Genomic DNA, 22,215 nt, shown 5'->3' with positions numbered 1-22,215 from the left:
AATCGGCGGGCCATTGCCGGCCCGCCCGATCAGTCGCGCATGCTGCTGAACACGTACTCGCTGTCCTTGCGGGGCTGGTGACAGCCAAAGCAGGCGGTGGCGGCGTCCTTGCCGACCGCCCGGTCGCCGGACGCGCCGCCACGGAAGCCCTCGAAGCCCCAGCCCCCGGTGGCGGCATACCGGCGGGCGTCGCGGACCATGACACCGACGATCTTGCGCGGTCCCTCGCTGATGGCCGAGTCGGCCGGGCGGGCCTCGAGCAGGTCGAAGACGATGACCGCGCCGTCGGCAAAGTGGCCGCTGCGGTAGCCCTGCACGGCCTTCGGGTTGGCGTACAGGTGGTGGATGCCGCCGAAGGCCTGGTACAGCGGGTGCCCCGGCTCGATCACCATGCTTTTCACATGGCGCCAGTCGCGATAGCCTTCCGGATAGGGAACGGTGCTGTCATCGGCGGTGGCTGGCTGTTGCACCGCGAGCGCGAGCAGCAGTGCGATGATGGTCCTGGTCATGCTGGTCTCCCTGGTCTGCCGGCGTTGCGGCGAAGTCTCCAGGCCAACGCTAGCGCAGGCGCCTTGTCGCCGAAAGCGGGCACCTCGCGGTGGGGTGGGAACCAAATGGTATGGATCGATGAGCTCGCCTGAACCTGTCTCGCGCATGGTCGAGGACATCGTCGGCTGCAAGTGGTCCCTGGCCGTCATCGACCTCGTGCGCCGCGGCGTGTGCAGGCCGGGTGCCATGGAACACGCCATCGAGGGCCTGAGCGCGAAGGTGCTGAACGAGCGCCTGCGCAAGCTGCAGCGCTACGGCATCCTGGAGAAGGCCAGCTATGCCGAGATCCCGCCCCGGGTGGAGTACTCGCTGACGCCCTTCGGCATGAAGTTCACAGGCTTGCTGGACCAGATCCGGCAGCTGGATGCGGAGTTGCGGTCCGTGCCTGCGGTGCCTGCGGCCCGCGAGCGAGCACCGAGTCGAGGGCCTCGGCAAAGGCGGCAATGACCGGGCCGTTGTAGCGACCCACCGGCACGCCGTTGTAGATCAGGTGCGTGCCATCCACGATGTACTCGCGCGTGTAGGGAACCGTCCAGTCGGGGTAATCGACCTGCTGGTAGCGGTCGTAGCCCGGGATGTGCTCGAAGTTGAACATGGCGTGGGAGAACAGCGTGTCGGTGTTCTCCGCGAAGAATTCGATCGGCACGTTGATGACGTAGTCGTAGCGCTCGCGGATGCCGTCGAGGAAGGCCTTGTTGGTCGACAGGTAGCGGCCCTTCGGGTTGTTGACCGGATCCGCGAAATGGTCCTGGGCCTGGACGATCGCGGTGCGCGCGAAGCCGTAGCTCTCCAGCAGCGCCCTGAGGTCGGCGAGCGTGGTGTCACGATAGGCCGGCGCGAGTTCGATCCAGGCCTCGTTGGGTGTCAGGTCCCAGGCCATGCCGTGGATCGACATGACCACCTTGACCGCAGCCGTACGCGGCAGGGTGTCGAGGCGGTCGCGCAACATGGCCACCCAGGCCTGGCGGAGCACCGCGAAGTCGCCGATCTGCGGCTGGATGATCACCTTGACGGGCTTGCCGGCGTGGGCTTCCTGCCACTCGTGGATGTAGTGCATGGCGTGGCGGATGCTGCCGTTGAACTCCTCGTGATGCGAGTAAATGGCGGCCGGTGCCGCGAGGATGACGGTGTCCACGCCGGTATCGAGCAGCGAGTACATGGCTGGCCGGGCCAGGCTGAAGTTGTCGGCCGTGACCCAGCGCCAGGGAACCGGGCCGTACTTCGCCTGGACCTGCGCCATGGCGCCCTCGACGATGGCGCGCATGCCGGCTTCGTGCGGCATCTTGTGGCCCTTGATGCCGATGCCGTAGTAGTAGGTGAGCGCCTTGGTCGCGAGCTTGGCCGCCACCGTGGGCATGCCGCCCGGGTGGCCCGGCAGCAGGAAGTAGCCGTGGTCGAGGTGCACGCTGGCGCGCGGCGGGACCCACTCGACCTCGCCGCTGCGGTACTTGTCGACATAGGCGACGCCGTCGCTGTCGGTGTCGCTGCCGTTGGCATCCACCAGCCGGGCGGGCGTGAAGGCCTCGAACTCGTAGGGGCGCTGCGGGTCGAGCAGCAGCACGCCGCGGTCGGCATCGAACTGCAGGCGGAACGGCCAGGGCACGTACTGCATGGCCTTCAGCGCCAGCAGGCGGAAGTCCTCCTGGCGGTAGTCCTCCGGCATCACCAGGCTCGAGATGAAGATCCCGACCTTCCCTGCCGGCACCGGGTCCTGGTGCTTGTAGTACTCGAAGTAATTGGGCGCCACCAGCTGCGCCGGCGTGCGGTTCTCGTAGCGATAGGCACCATAGCCGGCCACGGCCAGCACGACGATGCCGATGAACAGCCCCAGGACGACTCGCTTCAGGATCTTCACGGCTGGACTACCCCCTGGAAATGCCATCGACGATAGCGTCCGGGCTTCCCCTGCGCCAGCCCCGGCCTCAACCCGCCTCGTGGCCGCGCAGCACCTCCAGGAAGGCCGCCCCGTAGCGTTCGAGCTTCACCTGGCCGACACCGGTGATGCGCAACAGCGCCTCCGGGTCCCGCGGCCTGGCCTGGCTCATCTCCACCAGCGTCACGTCACCGAACACCACGTAGGGCGGCACGCCCTGGCTGGCGGCCAGCTCGCGACGCAGGCTGCGCAGGGCTTCGAACAGCGGCCGGTCCGCCGCGGCCAGTTCCACGGCATGGCCTGTGGTGGCGCCGCTGCGCGCCGCCGCCTTTGCCTTGCGTGCCGGGCGGGCCAGCTGCAGTGTCGTCTCGCCCCGCAGCAGCGGGCGGGCGGCCTCGGTCAGCCTGAGCACCGAGTAATTGGCGATGTCCTGCACCAGGTAGCCGCGATGGATGAGCTGGCGGAGAATGGACATCCACTCCGCTTCGCCGAGGTCCTGGCCGATTCCCCAGGTCGACAGGCGCTGGTGGCCGAGCTGGCGGATGCGCTCGGTGTCGGCGCCGCGCAGCACGTCCACCACGTGCTTCATGCCGAAGCGCTGGCCGACGCGATAGATGCAGGACAGCGCCTTGCGGGCCGCTTCGGTGGCGTCCATGTGCTCTGGCGGGTCCAGGCAGACATCGCAATTGCCGCAAGGCTCGGCAAGCGATTCGCCGAAATAGCCGAGGAGTACCTGGCGGCGGCAGGTCAGGCTCTCGGCGAAGGCCACCATGGCCTGCAGCTTGTGCGATTCGATGCGGCGCTGCGCGGGGTTGGCGGTCTCCTCCAGCAGCTGGCGCGCGATCACCACGTCCTGGGTGCCGAACAGCAGCAGGGCTTCGGCCGGCAGGCCGTCGCGACCCGCGCGGCCGGTCTCCTGGTAGTAGCCCTCGATGTGGCGGGGCATGTCGTGATGCACGACGAAGCGCACGTTGGGCTTGTCGATGCCCATGCCGAAGGCCACGGTGGCGACGACGACCTGCAGCTCGTCACGCAGGAACTGCTCCTGCACCGCATTGCGCTCCGCGGCGGGCAGGCCCGCATGATAGGCCGCGGCCCGCAGCCCGCGGCCGGCGAGCGCCGCCGCGATGTCCTCGACCCGCTTGCGGGACAGCGCGTAGACGATGCCGGACTCGCGGCCCTGGGTGGCGAGGAAGCGCAGCAGCTGCTCCAGCGGCCGGTGCTTCTCGCGCACGGTGTAGCGGATGTTCGGGCGGTCGAAGCTGGTGACATGCACGCTGGCGTTGTCGAGTTTCAGCACCCGCATGATGTCCTGCCGGGTCTGCGGGTCCGCCGTGGCGGTGAGCGCGATCAGCGGCACGCCGGGCAGGCGTTCGCGCAGCCCGCCGAGCGCGGCATATTCGGGCCGGAAGTCATGCCCCCACTGGGAGACGCAATGCGCCTCGTCGACGGCGATGAGCGCCACCTCGATGCCCGCCAGGCGATCGAGGAACTCCGGGCTCATCAGGCGCTCCGGCGCCACGTACAGCAGGTCGAGTTCGCCGGCATGCAGCCGTGCCAGCACGCGGCGTGCGGTGCCGGCATCCAGCGAGGAGTTGTAGCAGGCTGCGCGCACGCCGGTGGCGGCCAGGCCGTCGACCTGGTCCTTCATCAGCGAGATCAGTGGCGAGACCACGATGCCGACTCCCGGACGGTGCAGCGCCGCGAGCTGGTAGCACAGCGACTTGCCGCCACCGGTGGGCATCAGCACGAAGGCATCCCGGCCGGCGATGAGGTCCTCGACGGCCTCGCGCTGGTGGGGCCGGAACCCGCGCAGGCCGAAGACCCTGCGCAGGCTGTCGTCGAGGGGATCGGGGCGCGGGGCAGTGGCGTTCACGGCGGGCCCGCTCCCGTGGCTGTCACGGCCCGCAGTGTCAGCCCATCCTCAGCCGGGCGCCACCGGGGAAAGACGCGGCGTGGTTGAGATTGATGACGGCGAGCAGCAGCAGCGCCGCGCCGCCGTTGTGCGCCGTCGCCACCCACAGCGGCAGGCCGAACCACACGGTGCTGAGCCCGAGGACGACCTGCAGGGTGACGGCGCCGAGCACCAGCCAGCCGGCGAGCACCACGGGCGGCGGATGCTGCCGGCTGCGGGTGGCGCGGCTGCCGACGACGATCATGACGATCAGCGTCAGCAGCGCGCCCAGCCGATGGGCGAAATGGATGGCCACCCGTGCCTCGGGTTCGAGCACGCCGCCTTCGTAGTTGATGCCGAGCCCGCGCCACAGCACGAAGGCCTCGCTCCAGTCGGCCTGGCCGGGCCACCACTGGCCGAGGCAGCCGGGCAGGTCGGGGCAGGCGAGCGCGGCGTAGTTGGAGCTGGTCCAGCCGCCGAGCGCGATCTGCAGCACCAGCACCACCAGCGCGACGACGCCGGGCAGGAAGGCACGGCGGGTCACGCGGGGCGCGGACACCGCCCGCTGGCGCCGCGCCTCCAGGATGAGCCAGAAGGTGAGCCCGAGCGTGGCGAGACCACCGAGCAAATGCGCGACGACGATCAGCGGCTTGACCAGCAGGGTCACGGTCCACATGCCGAGCAGGCCCTGGAAGATGACCAGCGCCAGCAGCACCACCGGCAGGCCGACCGGTTGGCGGGAGTCGCGCCGGTTGGCCAGCGCCAGGCCGGCGATGCCGACGATGCTCAGGCCGAGCGTCGTCGCCACGTAGCGATGGATCATCTCGTGCCAGGCCTTGTGGGTCTCCAGCGGCTTGTCCGGGAAGGCCTGCGCCGCCGCCGCGTGCTCGTGCTCCTCGTTCGGCACGGTGAGCTGGCCGTAGCAGCCCGGCCAGTCCGGGCAGCCCAGGCCCGCATCGGTGAGCCGGACCCAGGCGCCAAGGACCACCACGGTGAGGGCGAGTGCGGCAGCGAGGTAGAGCAGGCGTTGGTAGGTGGCGTACATGGCGTGTCCCTGGATCAGCCGATGGTGGATATCTTCAGCAGGCGCTGCAGGTCGGTGTGGATGGCCTTCATGGTGGTGCCGGCAGGGTAGCGCATCACGAGGTTGCCGAGCGGGTCGCTGAGGAAGAGGTCGCCGGCGTGGATGTCGCCGATGATGCCGACCAGCTCCTGCACCTCGATGGGCGCCTCGACGATGCCGAGGCCCGGGTGCTCGGCGCCGAGGAAATCCCGGGCTGCCGTGCCCGAGGTCACCAGGTACAGGCGCTGCACCCGGTCCATGTCCCGGCCCAGCGCGCGGCGGACCTGCCGGATCTCGACCAGTGTCTGCTGGCAGCTGTCGTCGCACTGGCCCGGGCCGGCGTAGATGAGGGTCCACTTGCCATACAGCTGCGCGGTGCCGGCAGGGTCGCCGAGCAGCGTCATGCCGACGTCCGGCATGGGCCGCGGTGGCAGGAAGAGTTCGCCGTGCTGCGTGGTGCCGCCGGGCCGCAACTCGAATCCGGTGAAATACAGCGCCATCGCCACCGCCATCGGCCCGAGGAACACCACGGCGAGCAGCAGCAGGGTGCGGCGGCCCCGGTTGGCCGTTGGCGGGCTGGCGGTGCTGTCGGTCATGGCGGGGGGGCGGAGCGCCTGCGCAGGTTCAGGGCCGCATAGATTACGACGAGCGCCACCGCCAGCGCGAACCATTGCACCGCGTAGCCCAGGTGCTGCTGCGGTGCCATCAGCGCCGGCCGCCAGTCGCGCAGGTAGCCGTCGGCTTCATCCGCGGCGAGCAGCACCTGGAAATCCCTCACCGGGTAGCCGGCGGCCGCGCCGATCTCCGCCGTCGTCGGGAAAAGCAGGCGGCGAGGCCAGGGGTCCTGCGGTGATGGCGCCGGAGCGGCACCCGCGCTGAGCGCCGGGCGCGGCAGCATGTCCAGATAGCCGCTGATGCGCCGCTGCCCGGTACCGACCGCGACCCCGGGCAGCTGGCCGCGGTCCGCGCCCTCGGGCACCCAGCCGCGGTTGACCAGCACGGCCGGCCCGTCGCCGAGCAGTGGTGTCAGGACCTCGTAGCCGGCCTGGCCGCCGTGGCTGCGGGCATCGAGCAGCACCTGGTGGGCGGCATCGTACCGCCCCTGCAGGATCACCCGCCGGTAGCGCAGCGCACCGAGGGGACCGGCGCCTGGCGGCGGCAGCGCCACGGTGGCGGCGTTGCTGCCGGAATCGAAGGCCTCAAACAGCGCGCGCTTCTGCGCACCGCGGTCGAGTTGCCAGAAACCGAGGCCGACGAACAGTCCGCCGAGCAGCAGCGTGCCCAGGGTCGCCCACCAGGGCGGTCGGAACCTTGCTCTTGGACCCCTCACGGTTTAGCGTGCCCTGGGCGCCGTCATGCCGGCGGCTTGCGGTGGCGCAGATGAAACTGGTGGTCATTGTCCTTCTTCTGGGCATCCTCGCGAGCCTGGGCTCGGGGCTTTTCTTCCTGATGAAGGACCGTGACGGCTCGCGCCGCGTGCTGAACGCGCTGACCATCCGCATCGCGCTGTCGGTGGCGCTCTTCCTGTTCCTCTTCGTCGCCTGGTACGCGGGCTGGATCGAGCCGCACGGCGTCACCAGCCGCTGATCCGGGCGCCTGGCGGCCCCGGCCAGCGGGCCGGCCGCTGCGCTACAGCCAGTAGACGAAGATGAACAGGCCCAGCCAGACCACGTCGACGAAGTGCCAGTACCAGGCCACGCCCTCGAAGGCGAAGTGGCGGTCCGGGGTGAAGTGGCCGCGCAGGCAGCGCAGCCAGATCACCGTCAGCATGATCGCGCCGATGGTGACGTGCAGGCCGTGGAACCCGGTCAGCATGAAGAACGTCGTGCCGTAGATGCCGCTCTTCAGGGTCAGGTTCAGCTCGGTGAAGGCGTGGTTGTACTCGTAGGCCTGGAACCCGAGGAAGATGAAGCCGAGGATGAAGGTGCAGGCCAGCCAGAAGGCCACCTGTCCGCGATGGTTCGCCTTCAGCGCGTGGTGGGCGATGGTCAGCGTCACGCCGCTGGTGAGCAGGATCGCCGTGTTCAGCGCCGGGATTCCCCATGCCCCCATGGTCTGGAAATGGCCGCCGATCTGGCCGGGGCCGTTGGACGGCCACTCGTTCTCGAAGCCGCGCCACAGGAACAGGTTGGTCCAGGGGTCGGAACCTTCGCCGCCCAGCCAGGGCAGCGACAGCTGCCGGGCATAGAACAGGGCGCCGAACAGCACGGCGAAGAACATGACTTCGGAAAAGATGAACCAGCCCATGCCCATGCGGAAGGAGCGGTCGACCTGCAGGTTGTAGAGCCCGCCCTCGCTCTCGCCGATGACCTGGCCGAACCAGCGGAACATCATGAAGACCAGCATCAGGAAGCCGGCCACCATGAGCCACTCGCCACCGCTGGTGCCGTTCAGCAGCACCGAGAAGCCGATGAGCAGGGTGAACAGCGCGACCGACCCGATGATGGGCCAGTGGGTGCCATGGGGAACGTAGTACTTCTGGGCGGTGGCGTGAGCCATTGCGATCCTTCCTTCAGCTGCGGGACGCGGCCGTGGCGGTGGCGGCCTGGGGTTTCACGTAGAGCGTATACGAGAGGGTGATGCGGTCGACGTACTCCGGCAGTGCCGGATCGAGGTAGAACTGCACGCGCAGGTCGCGCTGCTCGGCGGGCGCGAACTCCTGGGCCTGGAAGCAGAAGCATTCCGTCTTCCTGAAGTACTTCGCGCCCTCGCCCGGGGCGATGCTCGGCACCGCCTGGCCGACCAGGTGGCGGTCGGTCAGGTTGCGGGCCAGGAAGGCCACGTCATAGAGCTTGCCCGGCTCGACCTCGATCGACGTGGTTTCCGGACGGAACTCCCAGGGGGCGTACTCGTTGACCGTGGCGACGAACTCCACCGCCACGCGCCGGTGCGCGTCCACCGTCGTCGGCGCGGCAGCCGCCACGTCGGAGGGACGACCGCCGATGCCGGTGATGTCGCAGATCAGGTAGTAGAACGGCACCAGCAGGAAGCCGAAGCCGAACATCGCCACGGCCATCAGGCCCAGCCTGAAGGTCAGGCGGCGGTGGCTGCGCTTTTCCGGCTCCGCGATCATGCCTGCATCAGCCCGCCAGGTGGCGCGAGGCCTCGATCAGGAAATAGCTCGCGTAGACCGCCAGCGCCAGCAGCGCCAGCAGCCAGGCGTTGCGCCGCACGCGTCGTCGCAGCTGATCCTGCTCGCCGCTGGTCACTTGACCTCCGGTGCCTCCTGGAAGGTGTGGTACGGGGCCGGCGAGGGCACCGTCCACTCGAGGCCGCGGGCCTCGTCCCAGACCTGGGATGTGGCCTTGGCACCGCCGCGCACACACTTGATGACCACCCAGACGAACAGCAGCTGGCTGAAGCCGAAGCCGAAGGCGCCGATGCTCGACCACATGTTCCAGTCGGCGAACTGCGTGGCGTAGTCCGGGATGCGGCGGGGCATGCCCGCCAGGCCAAGGAAGTGCTGCGGGAAGAACAGCAGGTTGACGAAGATGGTCGACAGCCAGAAGTGCAGCTTGCCGAGCTTCTCGTCGTACATGTGGCCGGTCCACTTCGGCAGCCAGTAGTACGCGCCGCCGAGCGCGGCGAACAGCGCGCCCGGCACCAGCACATAGTGGAAGTGGGCGACGATGAAGTAGGTGTCGTGGTACTGGAAGTCCACCGGCACCAGCGCCATCATCAGCCCGGAAAAGCCGCCGATGCTGAACATGAAGAGGAAGCCGACCGCGAACAGCATCGGGGTCTCGAAGGAGATCGAGCCCTTCCACATGGTCGCCGTCCAGTTGAAGATCTTCACGCCGGTCGGTATCGAGATCAGCATCGTCGACAGCATGAAGAACATCTCGCCCGCCAGCGGCATGCCCACCGTGAACATGTGGTGGGCCCAGACGATGTAGGAGAGGAAGCCGATCGCCGCCGTCGCGTACACCATCGAGTCATAGCCGAACAGCGGCTTGCGCGAGAACGTCGGGATGATCTGCGAGATGATGCCGAAGGCCGGGAGGATGATGATGTACACCTCCGGGTGGCCGAAGAACCAGAAGATGTGCTGGAACAGCACCGGGTCGCCGCCACCGGCGGCCTGGAAGAAGCTGGTGCCGAAGAACTGGTCGGTGAGCAGCATGGTGACGCCGCCGGCCAGCACCGGCATGGCGCCGATCAGCAGGTAGGCGGTGATCAGCCAGGTCCAGGCGAACAGCGGCATCTTCATCAGCGTCATGCCCGGGGCGCGCATGTTCATGACCGTGACGATGATGTTGATCGACGCCATGATCGAGGAGATGCCGAGCAGGTGCACCGAGAAGATCAGGAAGGGGAAGGCATCGCCCGTCTGCAGCACCAGCGGCGGGTACATCGTCCAGCCCGAAGCCGGGCCGCCGCCCGGCATGAGCAGCGTCGACAGCAGCATGACGGCCGCGAAGGGCAGCAGCCAGAACGACCAGTTGTTCAGCCGCGGCAGCGCCATGTCCGGGGCGCCGATCATCATCGGGATCATCCAGTTGGCGAAGCCGGCGAAGGCCGGCATGATCATGCCGAACAGCATGATCAGCGCGTGCACCGTGGTCATCTGGTTGAAGAAGTCCGGATGGACGAACTGCAGGCCGGGCTGGAACAGTTCGGCGCGGATCACCAGCGCCATGGCGCCGCCCACGAACAGCATCACCAGCGCGAACACCAGGTACAGCGTGCCGATGTCCTTGTGATTGGTGGTGGTGATCCAGCGCATCAGGCCCTTCGGCGGCCCGTGGTCATGGTCGTCGTGGCCGTGGCTGTGGTCGTGCTTGTGCTCGGCGTGTTGCGTGGCGCTCATTGCTTGCTGCTCCCTTGCTGCATGCCTGGCGCGGCGGGCCGCGCTGGCTGCACTTGATGACTGGTGTTGGCTGGCGGGTCCCGGATGCCCGGCTCAGGTGCCGCTGGCGGCGGTTGCCGCGGCGGCCCCTGCGGTGGCCACCTGGGTGCCGGCCTTCTGCTCCGCCAGCCAGGCCGCGAACTTCTCCTTCGGCAGCACCTCGACCACGATGGGCATGAAGCCATGGTCCTTGCCGCAGAGCTCGGCGCACTGGCCACGGTAGGTGCCGGGCTCGTCCACCTTGAACCAGCCCTCGTTGATGTAGCCCGGGATGGCGTCGCGCTTCACGCCGAAGGGCTGCATCCACCAGGCATGGTTGACGTCATTGGAAGTGAGCAGGTAGCGGATCTTCACGCCGGCCGGAATCACCAGCGGCCGGTCGACCTCCAGCAGGTAGTGCTCGACCGAGTACGGGTCGATGCCGGAATTGCGCTGGCGCGCGACGTTGCTGGTCTGGGCGAGGCTGCTGTAGAAGCTCACGTCCTGGTCGACGTACTCGTAGTTCCACTTCCACTGGAAGCCGGTGATCTTGATGGTCATCTCCGAGCCGCGCGTGTCCTCGATGAACACCAGCTCGCGTGCCGCGGGCACCGCCAGGAACACCAGCACCAGCACCGGCAGTGCCGTCCAGATGATCTCGGCCGTGGTGCTGTGGTCCCAGGTGGCCGCCCTGGCGCCCCTGGATTTGCGGAAGGCGAACATCGCGTAAATCATGACGGCGAACACCGCGGCGCCGATCACCACGCAGACCCACAGCACCAGCATGTGCAGGTCATAGGTGCGGCGGCTGATCTCGGTGACGCCGGGTGGCAGGTTGAGCTGCCAGGCGGCGTGGGCGGCGGGCAGGGCCAGCAGGCCGCAGACGGCGGCCAGGATTCGGGCGCTGAGGGATCGCGGTGACGACATCGGGTGTTCCTACAAACTGGTCAACCAGGACATTGCAAAACCTTCATTCGCCGGCGCCGCCGGCTTGCGGTGCGCGGATCAGTTCCGCCAGCCGCTGCCGCAGGCTCTCGCGTTCCGGCTCCGTGAGGAACGCGCCGACCTCCACCATCCGGCCCATGGAGCCCAGCAGCAGCCGGCTGGGCCAGCTGGCATGGGCCGCCGGCCTGAGCTGCACGCGGGTCCAGGCCCGGATGAAGCGGACCTCGACCTGGTGGGGCCCGTTGCTGCGGGCGACCACCACGTCACGCTCGTCGATGCTGATCCGCTCGCGGATACGGCCGCGGCGCAGGCTCAGCACCAGCGCCGTGCCCAGTCCGAGCAGTTCGAGACCGGCGAACGGCAACACCGGCCACAGGCCCGCTGCCGTACACGCGCCGGCGGTCGCCAGGGCCAGGGCCGAGGCCGAGCAAAAAAAGAGGGTGGCGGTGCGGGGCGTGAGGGAGCAGTTAGGACTGAGCTCGAGCAGGTGCACTGACGGTCCTTCCGGCTTCTTGTCGCGCCCCCCTGAAACCGGAACCCCGCCCGGCAGTCCGGGCTATGGTAAGGGATGCCCGGAAAGCGCGCAATTCAGGCTTTCCGAGGCCTGCTTCGTGTTCTCAGGGTGGCCGCCGGCGCAATCGCTCCAGGGAAATCTCGACCTCGCCCCGCTCTCCCCGTGTCGCGCCGCGATCGCCGGTCCACGCCTGGCCATAGAGGACTTCCAGCGTGGTGTGCAGGTTGCCGTCATGGCTGCGCCCGGCTTCGAGGGCCTGCAGCATGGCGCGCCAGCGGCCCGGAGCGGTGAGGCTGCGCCGGCGGCGGGGCCCGAGGTCGCTGGCGCCGACGCCACGCAGGTCGGCCACCAGGCGTCCCGTGTCCCGGTAGGTCACCGTCAGGTTCTCGGCGTCCACCACCGGCTCGGCGAAGCCTGCGCGGATCAGCGCATCGCCCAGGTTGTGCATGTCGGTGAATGACAGCGTGTGCGGCTGCTGGTCCACCCGACCCCAGGCGCTGCGCAGCTCCCGCAGCGTCTGCGGCCCGAGGGTCGTCAGCAGCAACAGCCCGGGCACCCGCAGCACGCGGCGCACCTCGGCCAGGACCGCATCGGGATCCTCGCACCAGTGCAGCAGCATGCCGGCGACCACCAGGTCGACGGACCGGCTGGCGAATGGCAGGGCCGCGGCATCCGCGCAGATCCGGTCCCAGGGCTGCGCGGCGGCGCCGGGCATGGCCGGTACCAGGTCGATTGCGAGCAGATGGGCCTGCGGGTAGCGGGCGGCCAGTGCCGCGGTGGCTTCGGGTGGGCCCGCGCCCAGGTCGAGGATGGTCGCAGGCTGCAGGCTGACGAGGTCCAGCCGCTCGAGCAGCCGGGCGCGGATCTCCGCATGCATGAAATCGGCGGCCGCATAACCCGCCGCGACCTTGCGGAAGGCCCGGGCGACGGCCTTGCGGTCGGGGCCGGTCGCCTGCCCGCCCATGCCGCGCCGCCGGGCCTAGTGGCTGCCGGCGGCCAGCGGCTCGGGTCGCAGCCCCAGGCGATCCAGCAGCAACCGGTCGCGGTCGGCAGCCGGGTTCGGGGTGGTCAGCAGACGCTCGCCGAAGAAGAGCGAATTGGCGCCGGCGAAGAAACAGAGCGCCTGCATCTCGTCGCTCATGTCGGTGCGCCCGGCCGAGAGGCGCACATGGGAAGCCGGCATGAGGATGCGCGCCAGTGCGATGACCCGCACGAAATCCAGCGGGTCCACCGCCGCGGTGCCGGCGAGCGGCGTGCCCTCGACCTGCACCAGCTGGTTGATGGGCACGCTGTCCGGATGTGCCGGGAGCGTCGCCAGGGTATGCAGCAGTTCCACCCGGTCGCGCAGCGCCTCGCCCAGGCCGATGATGCCGCCGCAGCAGACCTTGAGGCCCGCGGTGCGCACGTGCTGCAGGGTTTCCAGGCGGTCCCGGTAGCTGCGGGTGCTGATGACCTGCGGGTAATGGCGCTCGGAGGTGTCCAGGTTGTGGTTGTAGTAGTCGAGCCCGGCCTCCTTCAGCTGGCGGGCCTGGGACTCGCTGAGCATGCCGAGGGTGGCGCAGGTCTCCAGGCCCAGTGCACTGACCTCGCGGATCAGCCCGGCAAACTGCTCCACCTGCTTCGGCCTGGGCGAGCGCCAGGCCGCGCCCATGCAGAAGCGGGTGGCGCCGCCGGCCCGGGCGGCCCGCGCGCGCTCGAGGACTTCCGTGCTGTCCATCATGTGCCCGGCATCGACGCCGGTGTCGTAGTGCACGCTCTGCGGGCAGTAGGCGCAGTCCTCGGGGCAGCCGCCGGTCTTCACGCTGACCAGGGTGCTGATCTGCACCGCGTTCGGATCGAAATGCTGGCGATGGACGCTGTGGGCGCGGAACAGCAGATCGTTGAAGGGCAGGCTGGCCAGGGCCCAGACCTCGTCCAGGGTCCAGTCGTTGCGGATGGCGGGCGAGTCGGACACGGGCGGGACCTTGTATCTCGTTGAAATGGGGCCGATGGGAGCTGGCGCCGCCGGCCTCCCATGACGAGGCTGGCAGTATCGAAACCGCCTCCCCGGCTGTCAACCTGCGCCCATGAGCAAAGTCGACGAGTGGCTCGCCTGGCTGGTGCCGCGCCGCTGCGTTCTCTGCAACGCACCGAGCGGTGCTGGCCTGGTCTGTGCGGCTTGCGGGGCCGACCTGCCCTGGCTGCCGGCCCCGGTCGCTCCCTCGGCGCTGTTCGCGCCTCTTTCTTATGAGTATCCGGTGGACCGGCTGGTCCTGGGCGCCAAGTTCCAGCGCCAGCTGTCCCATGCCCGCGCGCTGGGCGAACTGCTGGCCGGAGCACTGGAAGCCCGCGCCGGCAGCGCCTGCCCGGGTTCGGCCGCCCGGCCCGAGGTGCTGCTGCCGGTGCCCCTGCACCCACGCCGGCTCGCCGAGCGCGGCTACAACCAGGCGCTGGAGCTGGCCCGGCCCGTGGCGGAGCGGCTGGGCCTGGAGCTCGCGCCGCGGCTGGCCCGGCGGCAGCGCGCCACGGCCGGGCAGACGGGGCTGAGTCGCCCCGCACGCCGGCGCAACGTCCGCGATGCCTTCGTGGCCGGCGACTGCAGCGGGCTGCGGGTCGCCGTGGTGGATGACGTGGTCACCACGGGCAGCACGGTCGCGGCCCTGGTGCGCGCCCTGCGGGTTGCGGGTGCGGCCGGGGTCGAGGTGTGGGCCGCGGCGCGGACGCTGTGACCGGCGTCAGGCCGGCCGGAAGGTGAAATCCAGGACGATGCCGGCGAACACCGCCGCACCGACCCAGTGGCTGTGCAGGAAGGCAAGGAAGCAGCGGGCCGGATCGCGGTCGGCGATCAGGCGGCGCTCGTGCAGCATCAGGGCCGAGGCCACCAGCAGTGAGCCGAAATACCAGGGCCCCATCGCCGCCAGCTGCCCGGCCAGCGCCAGCGCCAGCACCAGCACGATCATCAGCAGGCTCACGATGAACACATCGGCACTGCCGAAGAGGATGGCGGTGGACTTCACCCCCACCTTCAGGTCGTCGGCACGATCCGCCATGGCGTACATGGTGTCGTAGATCAGGGCCCAGACCACCACCGACAGCCACAGCAGCCAGGCGAGTCGCGGCACGGCGCCCGTCTGCGCGGCGAAGGTCATGGGGATGCTCCAGCCGAAGGCGGCGCCGAGCACCAGCTGGGGCGCGGCGACGATGCGCTTCATGAAGGGATAGGCCACCGTCAGCAGGCCGCCGGCCACCGCCAGCAGCTGCGCGAGGCGGTTGAGCTGGAGGGCCAGGGCGATCGCCACCAGCGACAGGGCGACGAACAGCCCCAGGGCCTCCTGGGGCGTGACGCGCCCGGCGGCCAGCGGGCGGTCACGGGTGCGCTCGACGTGCGGGTCGAGGTCGCGGTCGGCCCAGTCGTTGATGACGCAGCCTGCCGAGCGCATGACCACCACGCCGAGCACCATGATGCTGAAGACCATCGGCTGCGGTCGTCCATCGCCGGAGATCCACAAGGCCCAGAGCGTCGGCCACAGCAGCAGCCAGATACCCACCGGGCGGTCGAGGCGCATCAGCCGCGCATACTCACGCAACGCCATGGATCCGGTGCCCGCTCCCCGACCTGCAGCTGGTTTCATACGGCTCCGTAGCGATCGGCCTCGCCGATCCAGCGGTGGATGAGGGGTTCTGCCAGCTCCGGGTTGCGGGCGAGCACGTCCTGGCCCAGGCGCTGCACCCAGGGTGCGAGGTCGGCGTCGCGCAGCAGGTCGGCCACGCGCAGCTGCGTCAGGCCGGTCTGCCTCGTGCCGAGGACTTCGCCGGGTCCGCGCAGTTCCAGGTCTTTCTGTGCCACCACGAAGCCATCGTTGGTTTCGCGCATCACCTGCAGGCGCTCGCGCGCCATCCCCTGGAGCGGGGGCTGGTAGAGCAGCACGCAGTGGCTGGCGGCGGCGCCACGCCCGACGCGGCCGCGCAGCTGGTGCAGCTGGGCGAGGCCCATGCGCTCGGCATTCTCGATGATCATCAGCGTGGCCTCCGGCACGTCCACACCGACTTCGATGACCGTGGTGGCCACCAGCACCTGCAGCGTTCCGGCGGCGAACTCGCGCATCACGGCGTCCTTGTCCTCCGGCTTCATGCGGCCATGGACCAGGCCCACGGCCAGTCCGGGCAGCGCTGCCGCCAGCATCTCATGGGTGGATTCGGCAGCCTGGTAGTCGAGTTCCGCGGAATCCTCGATCAGCGGGCAGACCCAGTAGGCGCGGTGGCCGGCGCTGGCGGCCTCGCGCACGCGGGCGACCACCTCGGCGCGGCGCCGGTCGGGCAGCGCGATGGTCTGCACCGGCTGGCGGCCCGGCGGCAGCTCGCGGATCACCGAGCTGTCCAGGTCCGCGTACAGCGTCATGGCCAGGGTGCGCGGGATCGGCGTGGCAGTCATCACCAGCTGGTGCGGGCGCTGGCTGCCGGCGGCGCCCTTCTGCATCAGCGCGAGGCGCTGGTGGACACCGAAGCGATGCTGCTCATCGACGATCATCAGCGCCAGGCTGCGGTAGGTCACGCCCTCCTGGAACAGGGCGTGGGTACCGATCACCACCTGGCCGCGACCGCTGCCGATGGCCTCGAGGGCGTGCTGCCGCTCGCGACGGCCGAGGCTGCCGCTCAGCCAGACGGGTTCGATGCCGAGCGGTGCCAGCCAGCGCGTGAAACTGCGCCGGTGCTGCTCGGTCAGGAGTTCCGTGGGCGCCATGACCGCGACCTGGTGGCCGTTCTCGACGGCGCGCAGCGCCGCCGCGGCCGCCACCACGGTCTTGCCGCAGCCGACATCGCCCTGCACCAGGCGCAGCATCGGCTGCGGCTGCATGAGGTCGGCATCGATCGCCGCGAGCGCCTCGCGCTGGCCTGTGGTGAGCTCGAAACCGAGACCGGCGAGGAAGCGCTCGCGCAGGCCATCGCGCGCCGGCAGCGGCAGGGCCGCGTCCTGGCGGGCGCGCTCGCGCAGGCGTCTCAGGCTGAGGTGATGCGCCAGCATTTCCTCCAGCGCCAGCCGGCGCTGCGCCGGGTGGCGGCCGGCCGCGAGCCGCGCCAGGTCCACCCCCGGCGGCGGGCGGTGCAGCGTATGCAGTGCTTCGTGCAGGCCGGGCATGGCATTGCCGTCCGGCAGTCGCCCTTCCAGCCAGTCCGGCAGCAGTGGCAGGTACCGCTCCAGCGCCTGTGTTGCCAGGGCACGCAGGCGGAATTGCTGCAGGCCTTCGGTCGAGGGATAGACCGGTGTCAGTGCCTGTTCGAGGGTGAGCTGCTCGTCGGCGCCGAGGAACTGGTACTCCGGGTGCACCATCTCCAGGCCGCCCGGCCCGCTGCGCGCTTCACCGAAGCAGAGCACGCGGCGACCGCGGGCCAGCTGCTCCTGCTGTGCCTTGCTGAAGTAGAAGAAGCGCAGCGTGATCATGCCGGTGCCGTCGCCGATGCGGCAGAGCAGGCTGCGCCGGCGGCGGAACACGATCTCCGCCAGCGCCACCTCGCCGGCGACCACCACCCGGCTGCCTGGCACGACGGCGCCGATGGGGGTCAGCCGCGTACGGTCTTCGTAACGCTGCGGCAGCAGGAACAGCAGGTCAGCCGGCTGCCTGACGCCGAGCCGTGCGAGCTTCTCCGCCAGCGCCGGGCCGACGCCGTGCAGGTCGGTCAGCTCCCGGGGAATCGCGGCCGGCATCGCCACGGCGGCCGTTCAGCCGGCGAGGATGGCGTCGGCCTCCACTGCCGCGCCCTTCGGCAGGGCCGATACGCCAATGGCGGCACGGGCGGGAAAGGGCTGCGGGAAGTACCCGGCCATGATCTCGTTCACCGCGGCGAAGTGGCCGAGGTCGGTGAGGTACACGGTGACCTTCACGGCCTGCTCGAGTCCGAGCCCGGCTGCCGCGGCCACCGCCGCCAGGTTGCGGAACACCTGGTGGATCTGCTCGCGGATGTCGCCGGCCACCAGCTGGCCGGTGGCCGGATCCAGCGGGATCTGGCCGGAGATGTAGACCATGCCGCCGGCGCGGATCGCCTGGGAATAGGTGCCGATGGCGGCGGGCGCCTGCGCCGTGCTGATGACCTGCTTCGACATGGAGAACCTCGATGCGGCTGCCGGAACCCGGAAACGGCGCCCATGATCGGTCATTCGGCCGCCGGGCACTAGGGTCAGGCGCAGCTGCGGGTGACCTTCTTCACCGCCGCCATGTGGCGGATGCTGCGGATGACCTGGGCGAGCTGCTTGCGGTCGCGCACCAGGATGGAGAACACCAGTGCCGCGGTATCCTCGAGCCGGTCGTCCACCGAGACCTGCTCGATATTCGAACCGGCGTCGCCGATGCGCGAGGCGACTTCGGCCAGCACCCCGGGCTTGTTGTCGACTTCCACGCGGATCTCGCTGGAGAATTCGCGCTCGATGCCGGTCTCCCAGGTGACCGGGATCCACTTGTGCGGCTGCTTGCGGTACTCGCTGAGGTTGCCGCAGGTGTTGCGGTGGATGACCACGCCGCGCCCGGCGCTGAGGTAGCCCATGATCGCGTCGCCGGGCAGCGGATGGCAGCAGCGCGCGTAGCTCACCACCAGGCCCTCGGTGCCGGCGATGGTGATGGGCGAGGCCTTGCCCGCGGCACCCGTGGGCTCGCCCGCCGGCGGCGCCTCGGTCTCGGCACCCTCCTGCAGCAGCACCTTGGCGACCACCGGCGCGAGGCGCTCGCCGAGGCCGATCTGCTCGAACAGTTCGTTGGCGCTGGCGAGGCCGAGCTCGTCGAGCAGCTTCTGCATCTGCTCGCGGCTGACCTTGCGCAGCGCGGAGCGGAAGTCGCGCAGCGACTGGTCGAGCAGGCGCCGGCCGAGCTCGCGTGCCTCGCTCTGCTGCAGGTTCCTGAGGAACTGGCGGATGGCGGCCCGCGCCTTGGCGGAGACCACGAAGTTCACCCAGGCCGGATTGGGGCGCGCCGTCTTCGCGGTGATGATCTCCACCGTCTCGCCGTTGTTGAGCGTGGTACGCAGCGGCACCAGGCGTCGGTCGATCTTCGCGGCCACGCATCGGTCGCCGACGCCGGTGTGCACGGCGTAGGCGAAGTCCACGCAGGTGGCACCGCGGGGCAGGCGCAGGATGTCACCCTTGGGCGTGAACACGTAGACCTTGTCGGGGTAGAGGTCCACCTTGACGTGTTCGAGGAATTCCTCGGAATCCGCCGCCTGCTGCATTTCGCTGATGCTGGCGAGCCATTCGCGGGCGCGGGCCTGCGGCGGCAGGGCCTCGGGTTCGTTGCCGGGTTCCTTGTACTGCCAGTGCGCGGCGATGCCGCTCTCGGCGATGCGGTCCATCTGCTCGGTGCGGATCTGCACCTCGATGGGGATGCCGTTGGGCCCGAGCAGCACGGTATGCAGCGACTGGTAGCCGTTGACCCGCGGGATGGCGATGTAGTCCTTGAACTTCCCGGGCATCGGCTTGTAGAGCTGGTGCACGATGCCCAGACCGCGGTAGCAGCTGTCGACGTCGGGCATGATGAGCCGGAAGGCGAAGACGTCGGCGATTTCCGAGAGCGACTGCTTCTTGCGCAGCATCTTGCGGTAGATGCTGTACAGGTGTTTCTTGCGGCCCAGCACCTTGCCGGGGATGCCGGCATCCTTCAGCGCCTTCTCCAGCCGGTCCTCGATCTTCCTCACGAACTGGCGCTGGTTGCCCTCGGCCTTGCGCACCGCGCGGTCCAGCACCCGGTAGCGGAAGGGGTAGGCATGGCGGAAGCCGAGGTCCTCGAGCTCGGTCTTCACGCTGTTGATGCCGAGCCGGTTGGCGATGGGGGCGTAGACCTCGAGCGTCTCGCGGGCGATGCGGCCCTGCTTCTCCGGCGGCATGGCCTCCAGCGTCTGCATGTTGTGCAGCCGGTCCGCGAGCTTCACGAGGATGACGCGGATGTCCTCCACCATCGCCAGCATCATCTTGCGGAAGCTCTCGGCCTGCGCTTCCGCGCGGCTGGTGAAGGAGAGCTGGTCGAGCTTGCTTACGCCGTCCACCAGCGCCGCCACCTCGGGGCCGAAGCACTTCTGGATGTCGGTCTTCGCGGCGGGCGTGTCCTCGATGACGTCGTGCAGCAGCGCCGCCTCGATGGTCTGGTGGTCGAGGCGCAGCTGCGCGAGGATGCTGGCGACGGCCACCGGGTGGGTGATGTAGGGCTCGCCGGAGCGGCGCTTCTGGCCGGCATGGGCGGCGGCGGCGAACTCGAAGGCCGTTTCGACCCGCTTGAGCTGGTCGGGTGGCAGGTATTCCAGGCGCGCGAGGAGCTGGCGCAGCCCGAAGTTGCGCCGGCCCATCAGCGGCAGCCTGTCGAGCAGCAGGGCCCCGTAATCCATGAATGGATTTTAGCGGGGCAGGCAGGCCCTTTCCGGGCTTATTTCAAGGAGCGGCGCGACGCAGCGGTCAGATGAGGTCGGAATCGTCGTTCATGTTGATCGGCTGGTTGGCCAGCAGATCGTTGGCCTGCTCGGTGGCGAACAGGTCGGCGGGCGTGGGATCGGCCTCGGTGAGGATCTCGGGGCCGACGAGGCCCTCGGCGATCTCGCGCAGGGCGAGCACGGTGGGCTTGTCGTTTTCCCAGTCGAGCTGCGGCGGGGCGCCGTTGGCGAGCCGCCGGGCACGCTTGGCGGCGACCATGACGAGTTCGAAGATGTTTTCGACGTTGCCGAGGCAGTCTTCGACGGTGATTCTGGCCATGGTGCGCTGTCCGGGGGTCGTTTTGGGGTGCAAAGGCTAACCGGGTGGAGGGCGGGGCGCAACCTTGGACCGAAGTGGCCGCCCTTGCGGCCGGTAGCCGACGCTGCGACCAGTGGCCGCCCTTGCGGCGGGAGACACCAGGCGCCGCCGAACCGCCCGGAGGCGGGGGGCCTCCAAACCAAGCGAGTATCGGGGAGCGACTTTGGAGGCCCCCCGCCGCAAGGGCGGCCACCGGCCGCGGCGTCGGCTACCGGCCGCGGCGTCGGCCACCGGTCGAAGCGTCGGCCACCGGTCGAAGCGTCGGCCACCGGCCGCAAGGGCGGCCACCGCGCCGGCCCAGCGTCAGCCCGGCTTCATGCCCCGGCCAATGACCGCGGCCGCCATCCGCTGCACCGCCGGCTCCGTCGTCCGCGAGGCGGCACCGCGGCCCGCGAGGATGGCCTGCAGCGTGGCCAGTGCCCGGTCGCGATCCTCGTTGATCACCACGTAGTCGAACTCCGGCCAGTGGCTCATCTCCGACTGCGCCTCGGCCAGCCGCCGCGCGATGACGGCATCGCTGTCGGTGGCCCGGCCCCGCAGGCGACGCTCCAGCTCGGCGAGCGACGGCGGCATGATGAAGATCAGCACGCTCTGCGGCATGCGCTGGCGCACCTGGCGGGCGCCCTGCCAGTCGATGTCGAGCAGCACGTTGCGCCCGGCAGCGGTGTGCGCCTCGATCTGCGCCCGGCCGGTCCCGTAGTAGTTGCCGAAGACGCTGGCGTACTCCAGCAACTCGCCGGCGGCGATCATGGCCTCGAAGCGCGCATGGTCGACAAAGAAGTAATCCTGCCCGTCCCTCTCGGCGCCCCGCGGCTTGCGTGTGGTGAAGGACACCGAGAAGCGCAGGCCCGGGTCGGCCGCCAGCAGGCCGCGGGTGAGCGTGGTCTTGCCGGCGCCCGAAGGTGCGCTGAGGACGAAGAGCTGGCCTGGCGACGGGGTCATGGCGGGAGAGGGGGCGGCCTGTTGCCGGTGTGTTGCGTCGCCGCTCATCGTACACTGGCCGCCGCAAGCCGCACCCGGCGTCCCTGACTGGAGACCACATGTTGCGTTCACGAGCACGATCCGCCGCCCTTGCGCTGGCGGCCGCCATGGCCTGCGGTGGCGTGGCTGCTGCCGAGGAGTCCTGGCAGCACACCGCGACGGTCTACATGATCGGCGCGTCGATCGATGGCAAGGCATCCATCGGCAATCTCGACGCCGACGTGAATGTCGGCTTCGACGACATCCTCGACAATCTCGAATTCGGTGCCATGGCGTCGTATCGCGGCAAGCGCGGCCGCTGGGCGGTGGTGGCCGATCTGATCTACATGGACCTCGAGCAGAAGAAGGACGGGCTCGGGCCGGCAGGCCGCACCCGCGCCAAGGTCGAGGGTGACCAGCTCATCACCGAGCTGGACCTGTCCTACGCGCTGACCGATCGCCTGGACGTCTACGGCGGCCTGCGGTACTGGGATCTCGATGCGGACCTGCACATCTATGGCGGCGGGCCTCTGGGCCAGACGCTCGCCGCGAGCGAGAGCGAGAGCTGGCTCGATCCGGTCGTCGGTCTGCGCTACGAGTGGCCGCTCGGCCGGGACTGGACGCTGGTGGCGCGCGGTGACATCGGCGGCTTCGGCATCGGCAGCGACTTCAGCTGGCATGCCACGGCGTTTGCTTCCTGGGCCATGAGCGAACACGCCAACCTGCTGATCGGCTACCGCCACCTCGATGTCGACTACGACGATGGCAGTGGCGCCGGCCGCTTCCGCTGGGATGTGGCCGAAGGCGGTCCCGCCCTGGGATTCGCCTGGCGCTTCTGAGGCCGGGGAC

Annotated in this window: 23 protein-coding genes; 4 read left to right on the top strand and 19 right to left on the bottom strand. The window is 69.5% G+C overall.

Going from position 1 to position 22,215, the window contains the following annotated elements; genetic code table 11:
• Window positions 1-29 precede the first annotated feature (29 nt).
• Window positions 30-509, bottom strand: a complete 480-nt coding sequence (locus HRU81_12155; GenBank protein ID QOJ32802.1) for a cytochrome P460 family protein — start codon at window positions 507-509, stop codon at window positions 30-32.
• A 118-nt stretch (window positions 510-627) separates the two neighbouring features.
• On the opposite strand from HRU81_12155, the gene HRU81_12150 reads away from it, so the two are divergent.
• Window positions 628-996: a helix-turn-helix transcriptional regulator gene (locus tag HRU81_12150; protein ID QOJ32801.1), complete on the top strand. Its 369-nt coding sequence runs from the start codon at window positions 628-630 to the stop codon at window positions 994-996.
• On the opposite strand, the gene HRU81_12145 is transcribed toward HRU81_12150, so the two are convergent.
• From HRU81_12145 to HRU81_12125, 5 genes are all read right to left on the bottom strand, one after another.
• The gene (locus tag HRU81_12145) at window positions 881-2,404 is read right to left on the bottom strand and encodes a hypothetical protein (GenBank protein QOJ32800.1); all 1,524 of its coding nucleotides are present in this window, start codon (window positions 2,402-2,404) and stop codon (window positions 881-883) included. The two genes, HRU81_12150 and HRU81_12145, sit on opposite strands and share 116 nt — an antisense overlap.
• 67 nt (window positions 2,405-2,471) lie before the next feature.
• Complete coding sequence (gene recQ / locus HRU81_12140) at window positions 2,472-4,298, bottom strand: DNA helicase RecQ (GenBank protein QOJ32799.1); 1,827 nt, start codon at window positions 4,296-4,298, stop codon at window positions 2,472-2,474.
• Between the two features lie 37 nt (window positions 4,299-4,335).
• A complete protein-coding gene (locus tag HRU81_12135; protein ID QOJ32798.1) occupies window positions 4,336-5,361 on the bottom strand; it encodes a COX15/CtaA family protein in 1,026 nt (341 codons plus the stop codon).
• A 14-nt stretch (window positions 5,362-5,375) separates the two neighbouring features.
• Complete coding sequence (locus tag HRU81_12130) at window positions 5,376-5,975, bottom strand: cytochrome oxidase assembly protein (GenBank protein ID QOJ32797.1); 600 nt, start codon at window positions 5,973-5,975, stop codon at window positions 5,376-5,378.
• The gene (locus HRU81_12125; GenBank protein QOJ32796.1) at window positions 5,972-6,709 is read right to left on the bottom strand and encodes an SURF1 family protein; all 738 of its coding nucleotides are present in this window, start codon (window positions 6,707-6,709) and stop codon (window positions 5,972-5,974) included. The genes HRU81_12130 and HRU81_12125 overlap by 4 nt, the downstream gene beginning before the upstream one ends.
• A 50-nt stretch (window positions 6,710-6,759) precedes the next feature.
• Here HRU81_12125 and HRU81_12120 point away from each other — a divergent pair, with 50 nt between their 5' ends.
• The gene (locus tag HRU81_12120; GenBank protein ID QOJ32795.1) at window positions 6,760-6,966 is read left to right on the top strand and encodes a twin transmembrane helix small protein; all 207 of its coding nucleotides are present in this window, start codon (window positions 6,760-6,762) and stop codon (window positions 6,964-6,966) included.
• Window positions 6,967-7,008: 42 nt separating this feature from the next.
• Here the strand turns inward: HRU81_12120 and HRU81_12115 are convergent, their stop codons facing one another.
• The 7 genes from HRU81_12115 to bioB all read right to left on the bottom strand — a co-directional run bounded on the left by HRU81_12115 (window position 7,009) and on the right by bioB (window position 13,620).
• Window positions 7,009-7,878, bottom strand: a complete 870-nt coding sequence (locus HRU81_12115) for a cytochrome c oxidase subunit 3 (protein ID QOJ32794.1) — start codon at window positions 7,876-7,878, stop codon at window positions 7,009-7,011.
• Window positions 7,879-7,891: 13 nt separating this feature from the next.
• Entirely contained in the window at window positions 7,892-8,452 is a 561-nt protein-coding gene (locus HRU81_12110) for a cytochrome c oxidase assembly protein (protein ID QOJ32793.1), read from the bottom strand.
• A 132-nt stretch (window positions 8,453-8,584) separates the two neighbouring features.
• Window positions 8,585-10,189 (bottom strand): cytochrome c oxidase subunit I, encoded by a 1,605-nt coding sequence (gene ctaD / locus HRU81_12105; GenBank protein ID QOJ32792.1) that lies wholly within the window; start codon window positions 10,187-10,189, stop codon window positions 8,585-8,587.
• A 93-nt stretch (window positions 10,190-10,282) separates the two neighbouring features.
• Window positions 10,283-11,134 (bottom strand): cytochrome c oxidase subunit II, encoded by an 852-nt coding sequence (gene coxB, locus HRU81_12100; GenBank protein QOJ32791.1) that lies wholly within the window; start codon window positions 11,132-11,134, stop codon window positions 10,283-10,285.
• A gap of 43 nt (window positions 11,135-11,177) precedes the next feature.
• Window positions 11,178-11,645 (bottom strand): DUF2244 domain-containing protein, encoded by a 468-nt coding sequence (locus tag HRU81_12095; protein QOJ32790.1) that lies wholly within the window; start codon window positions 11,643-11,645, stop codon window positions 11,178-11,180.
• 124 nt (window positions 11,646-11,769) lie between these two features.
• Window positions 11,770-12,630: a methyltransferase domain-containing protein gene (locus HRU81_12090; GenBank protein QOJ32789.1), complete on the bottom strand. Its 861-nt coding sequence runs from the start codon at window positions 12,628-12,630 to the stop codon at window positions 11,770-11,772.
• Between the two features lie 15 nt (window positions 12,631-12,645).
• Complete coding sequence (gene bioB / locus HRU81_12085) at window positions 12,646-13,620, bottom strand: biotin synthase BioB (GenBank protein QOJ32788.1); 975 nt, start codon at window positions 13,618-13,620, stop codon at window positions 12,646-12,648.
• Window positions 13,621-13,732: 112 nt separating this feature from the next.
• On the opposite strand from bioB, the gene HRU81_12080 reads away from it, so the two are divergent.
• A complete protein-coding gene (locus HRU81_12080) occupies window positions 13,733-14,374 on the top strand; it encodes a ComF family protein (protein ID QOJ32787.1) in 642 nt (213 codons plus the stop codon).
• Between the two features lie 6 nt (window positions 14,375-14,380).
• On the opposite strand, the gene ubiA is transcribed toward HRU81_12080, so the two are convergent.
• The 6 genes from ubiA to gmk form a co-directional block, all read right to left on the bottom strand.
• Window positions 14,381-15,238 carry a 4-hydroxybenzoate octaprenyltransferase gene (gene ubiA / locus HRU81_12075; GenBank protein QOJ32786.1) on the bottom strand — a complete coding sequence of 286 codons (858 nt, stop codon included), beginning with the start codon at window positions 15,236-15,238 and terminating at the stop codon, window positions 14,381-14,383.
• Between the two features lie 35 nt (window positions 15,239-15,273).
• Entirely contained in the window at window positions 15,274-17,349 is a 2,076-nt protein-coding gene (gene recG / locus HRU81_12070; protein ID QOJ33398.1) for an ATP-dependent DNA helicase RecG, read from the bottom strand.
• 15 nt (window positions 17,350-17,364) lie between these two features.
• A complete protein-coding gene (locus HRU81_12065) occupies window positions 17,365-17,745 on the bottom strand; it encodes a RidA family protein (GenBank protein ID QOJ32785.1) in 381 nt (126 codons plus the stop codon).
• A 74-nt stretch (window positions 17,746-17,819) separates the two neighbouring features.
• Window positions 17,820-19,967 (bottom strand): bifunctional (p)ppGpp synthetase/guanosine-3',5'-bis(diphosphate) 3'-pyrophosphohydrolase, encoded by a 2,148-nt coding sequence (locus HRU81_12060; GenBank protein QOJ33397.1) that lies wholly within the window; start codon window positions 19,965-19,967, stop codon window positions 17,820-17,822.
• Window positions 19,968-20,073: 106 nt separating this feature from the next.
• On the bottom strand, window positions 20,074-20,367 hold the full coding sequence (gene rpoZ / locus HRU81_12055) for a DNA-directed RNA polymerase subunit omega (GenBank protein QOJ32784.1): 294 nt from the start codon (window positions 20,365-20,367) through the stop codon (window positions 20,074-20,076).
• Between the two features lie 342 nt (window positions 20,368-20,709).
• Window positions 20,710-21,348: a guanylate kinase gene (gmk, locus tag HRU81_12050; protein ID QOJ33396.1), complete on the bottom strand. Its 639-nt coding sequence runs from the start codon at window positions 21,346-21,348 to the stop codon at window positions 20,710-20,712.
• Window positions 21,349-21,446: 98 nt separating this feature from the next.
• Between gmk and HRU81_12045 the strand changes: the two genes are divergently transcribed.
• Window positions 21,447-22,205: a hypothetical protein gene (locus HRU81_12045; GenBank protein ID QOJ32783.1), complete on the top strand. Its 759-nt coding sequence runs from the start codon at window positions 21,447-21,449 to the stop codon at window positions 22,203-22,205.
• Window positions 22,206-22,215: the final 10 nt, after the last annotated feature.

It is taken from the genome of Gammaproteobacteria bacterium, assembly GCA_015709695.1.
Lineage (GTDB): Bacteria > Pseudomonadota > Gammaproteobacteria > Steroidobacterales.
Note: the sequence above shows the minus strand (reverse complement) of the source record. Positions and strands in the feature narration are given on the sequence as shown.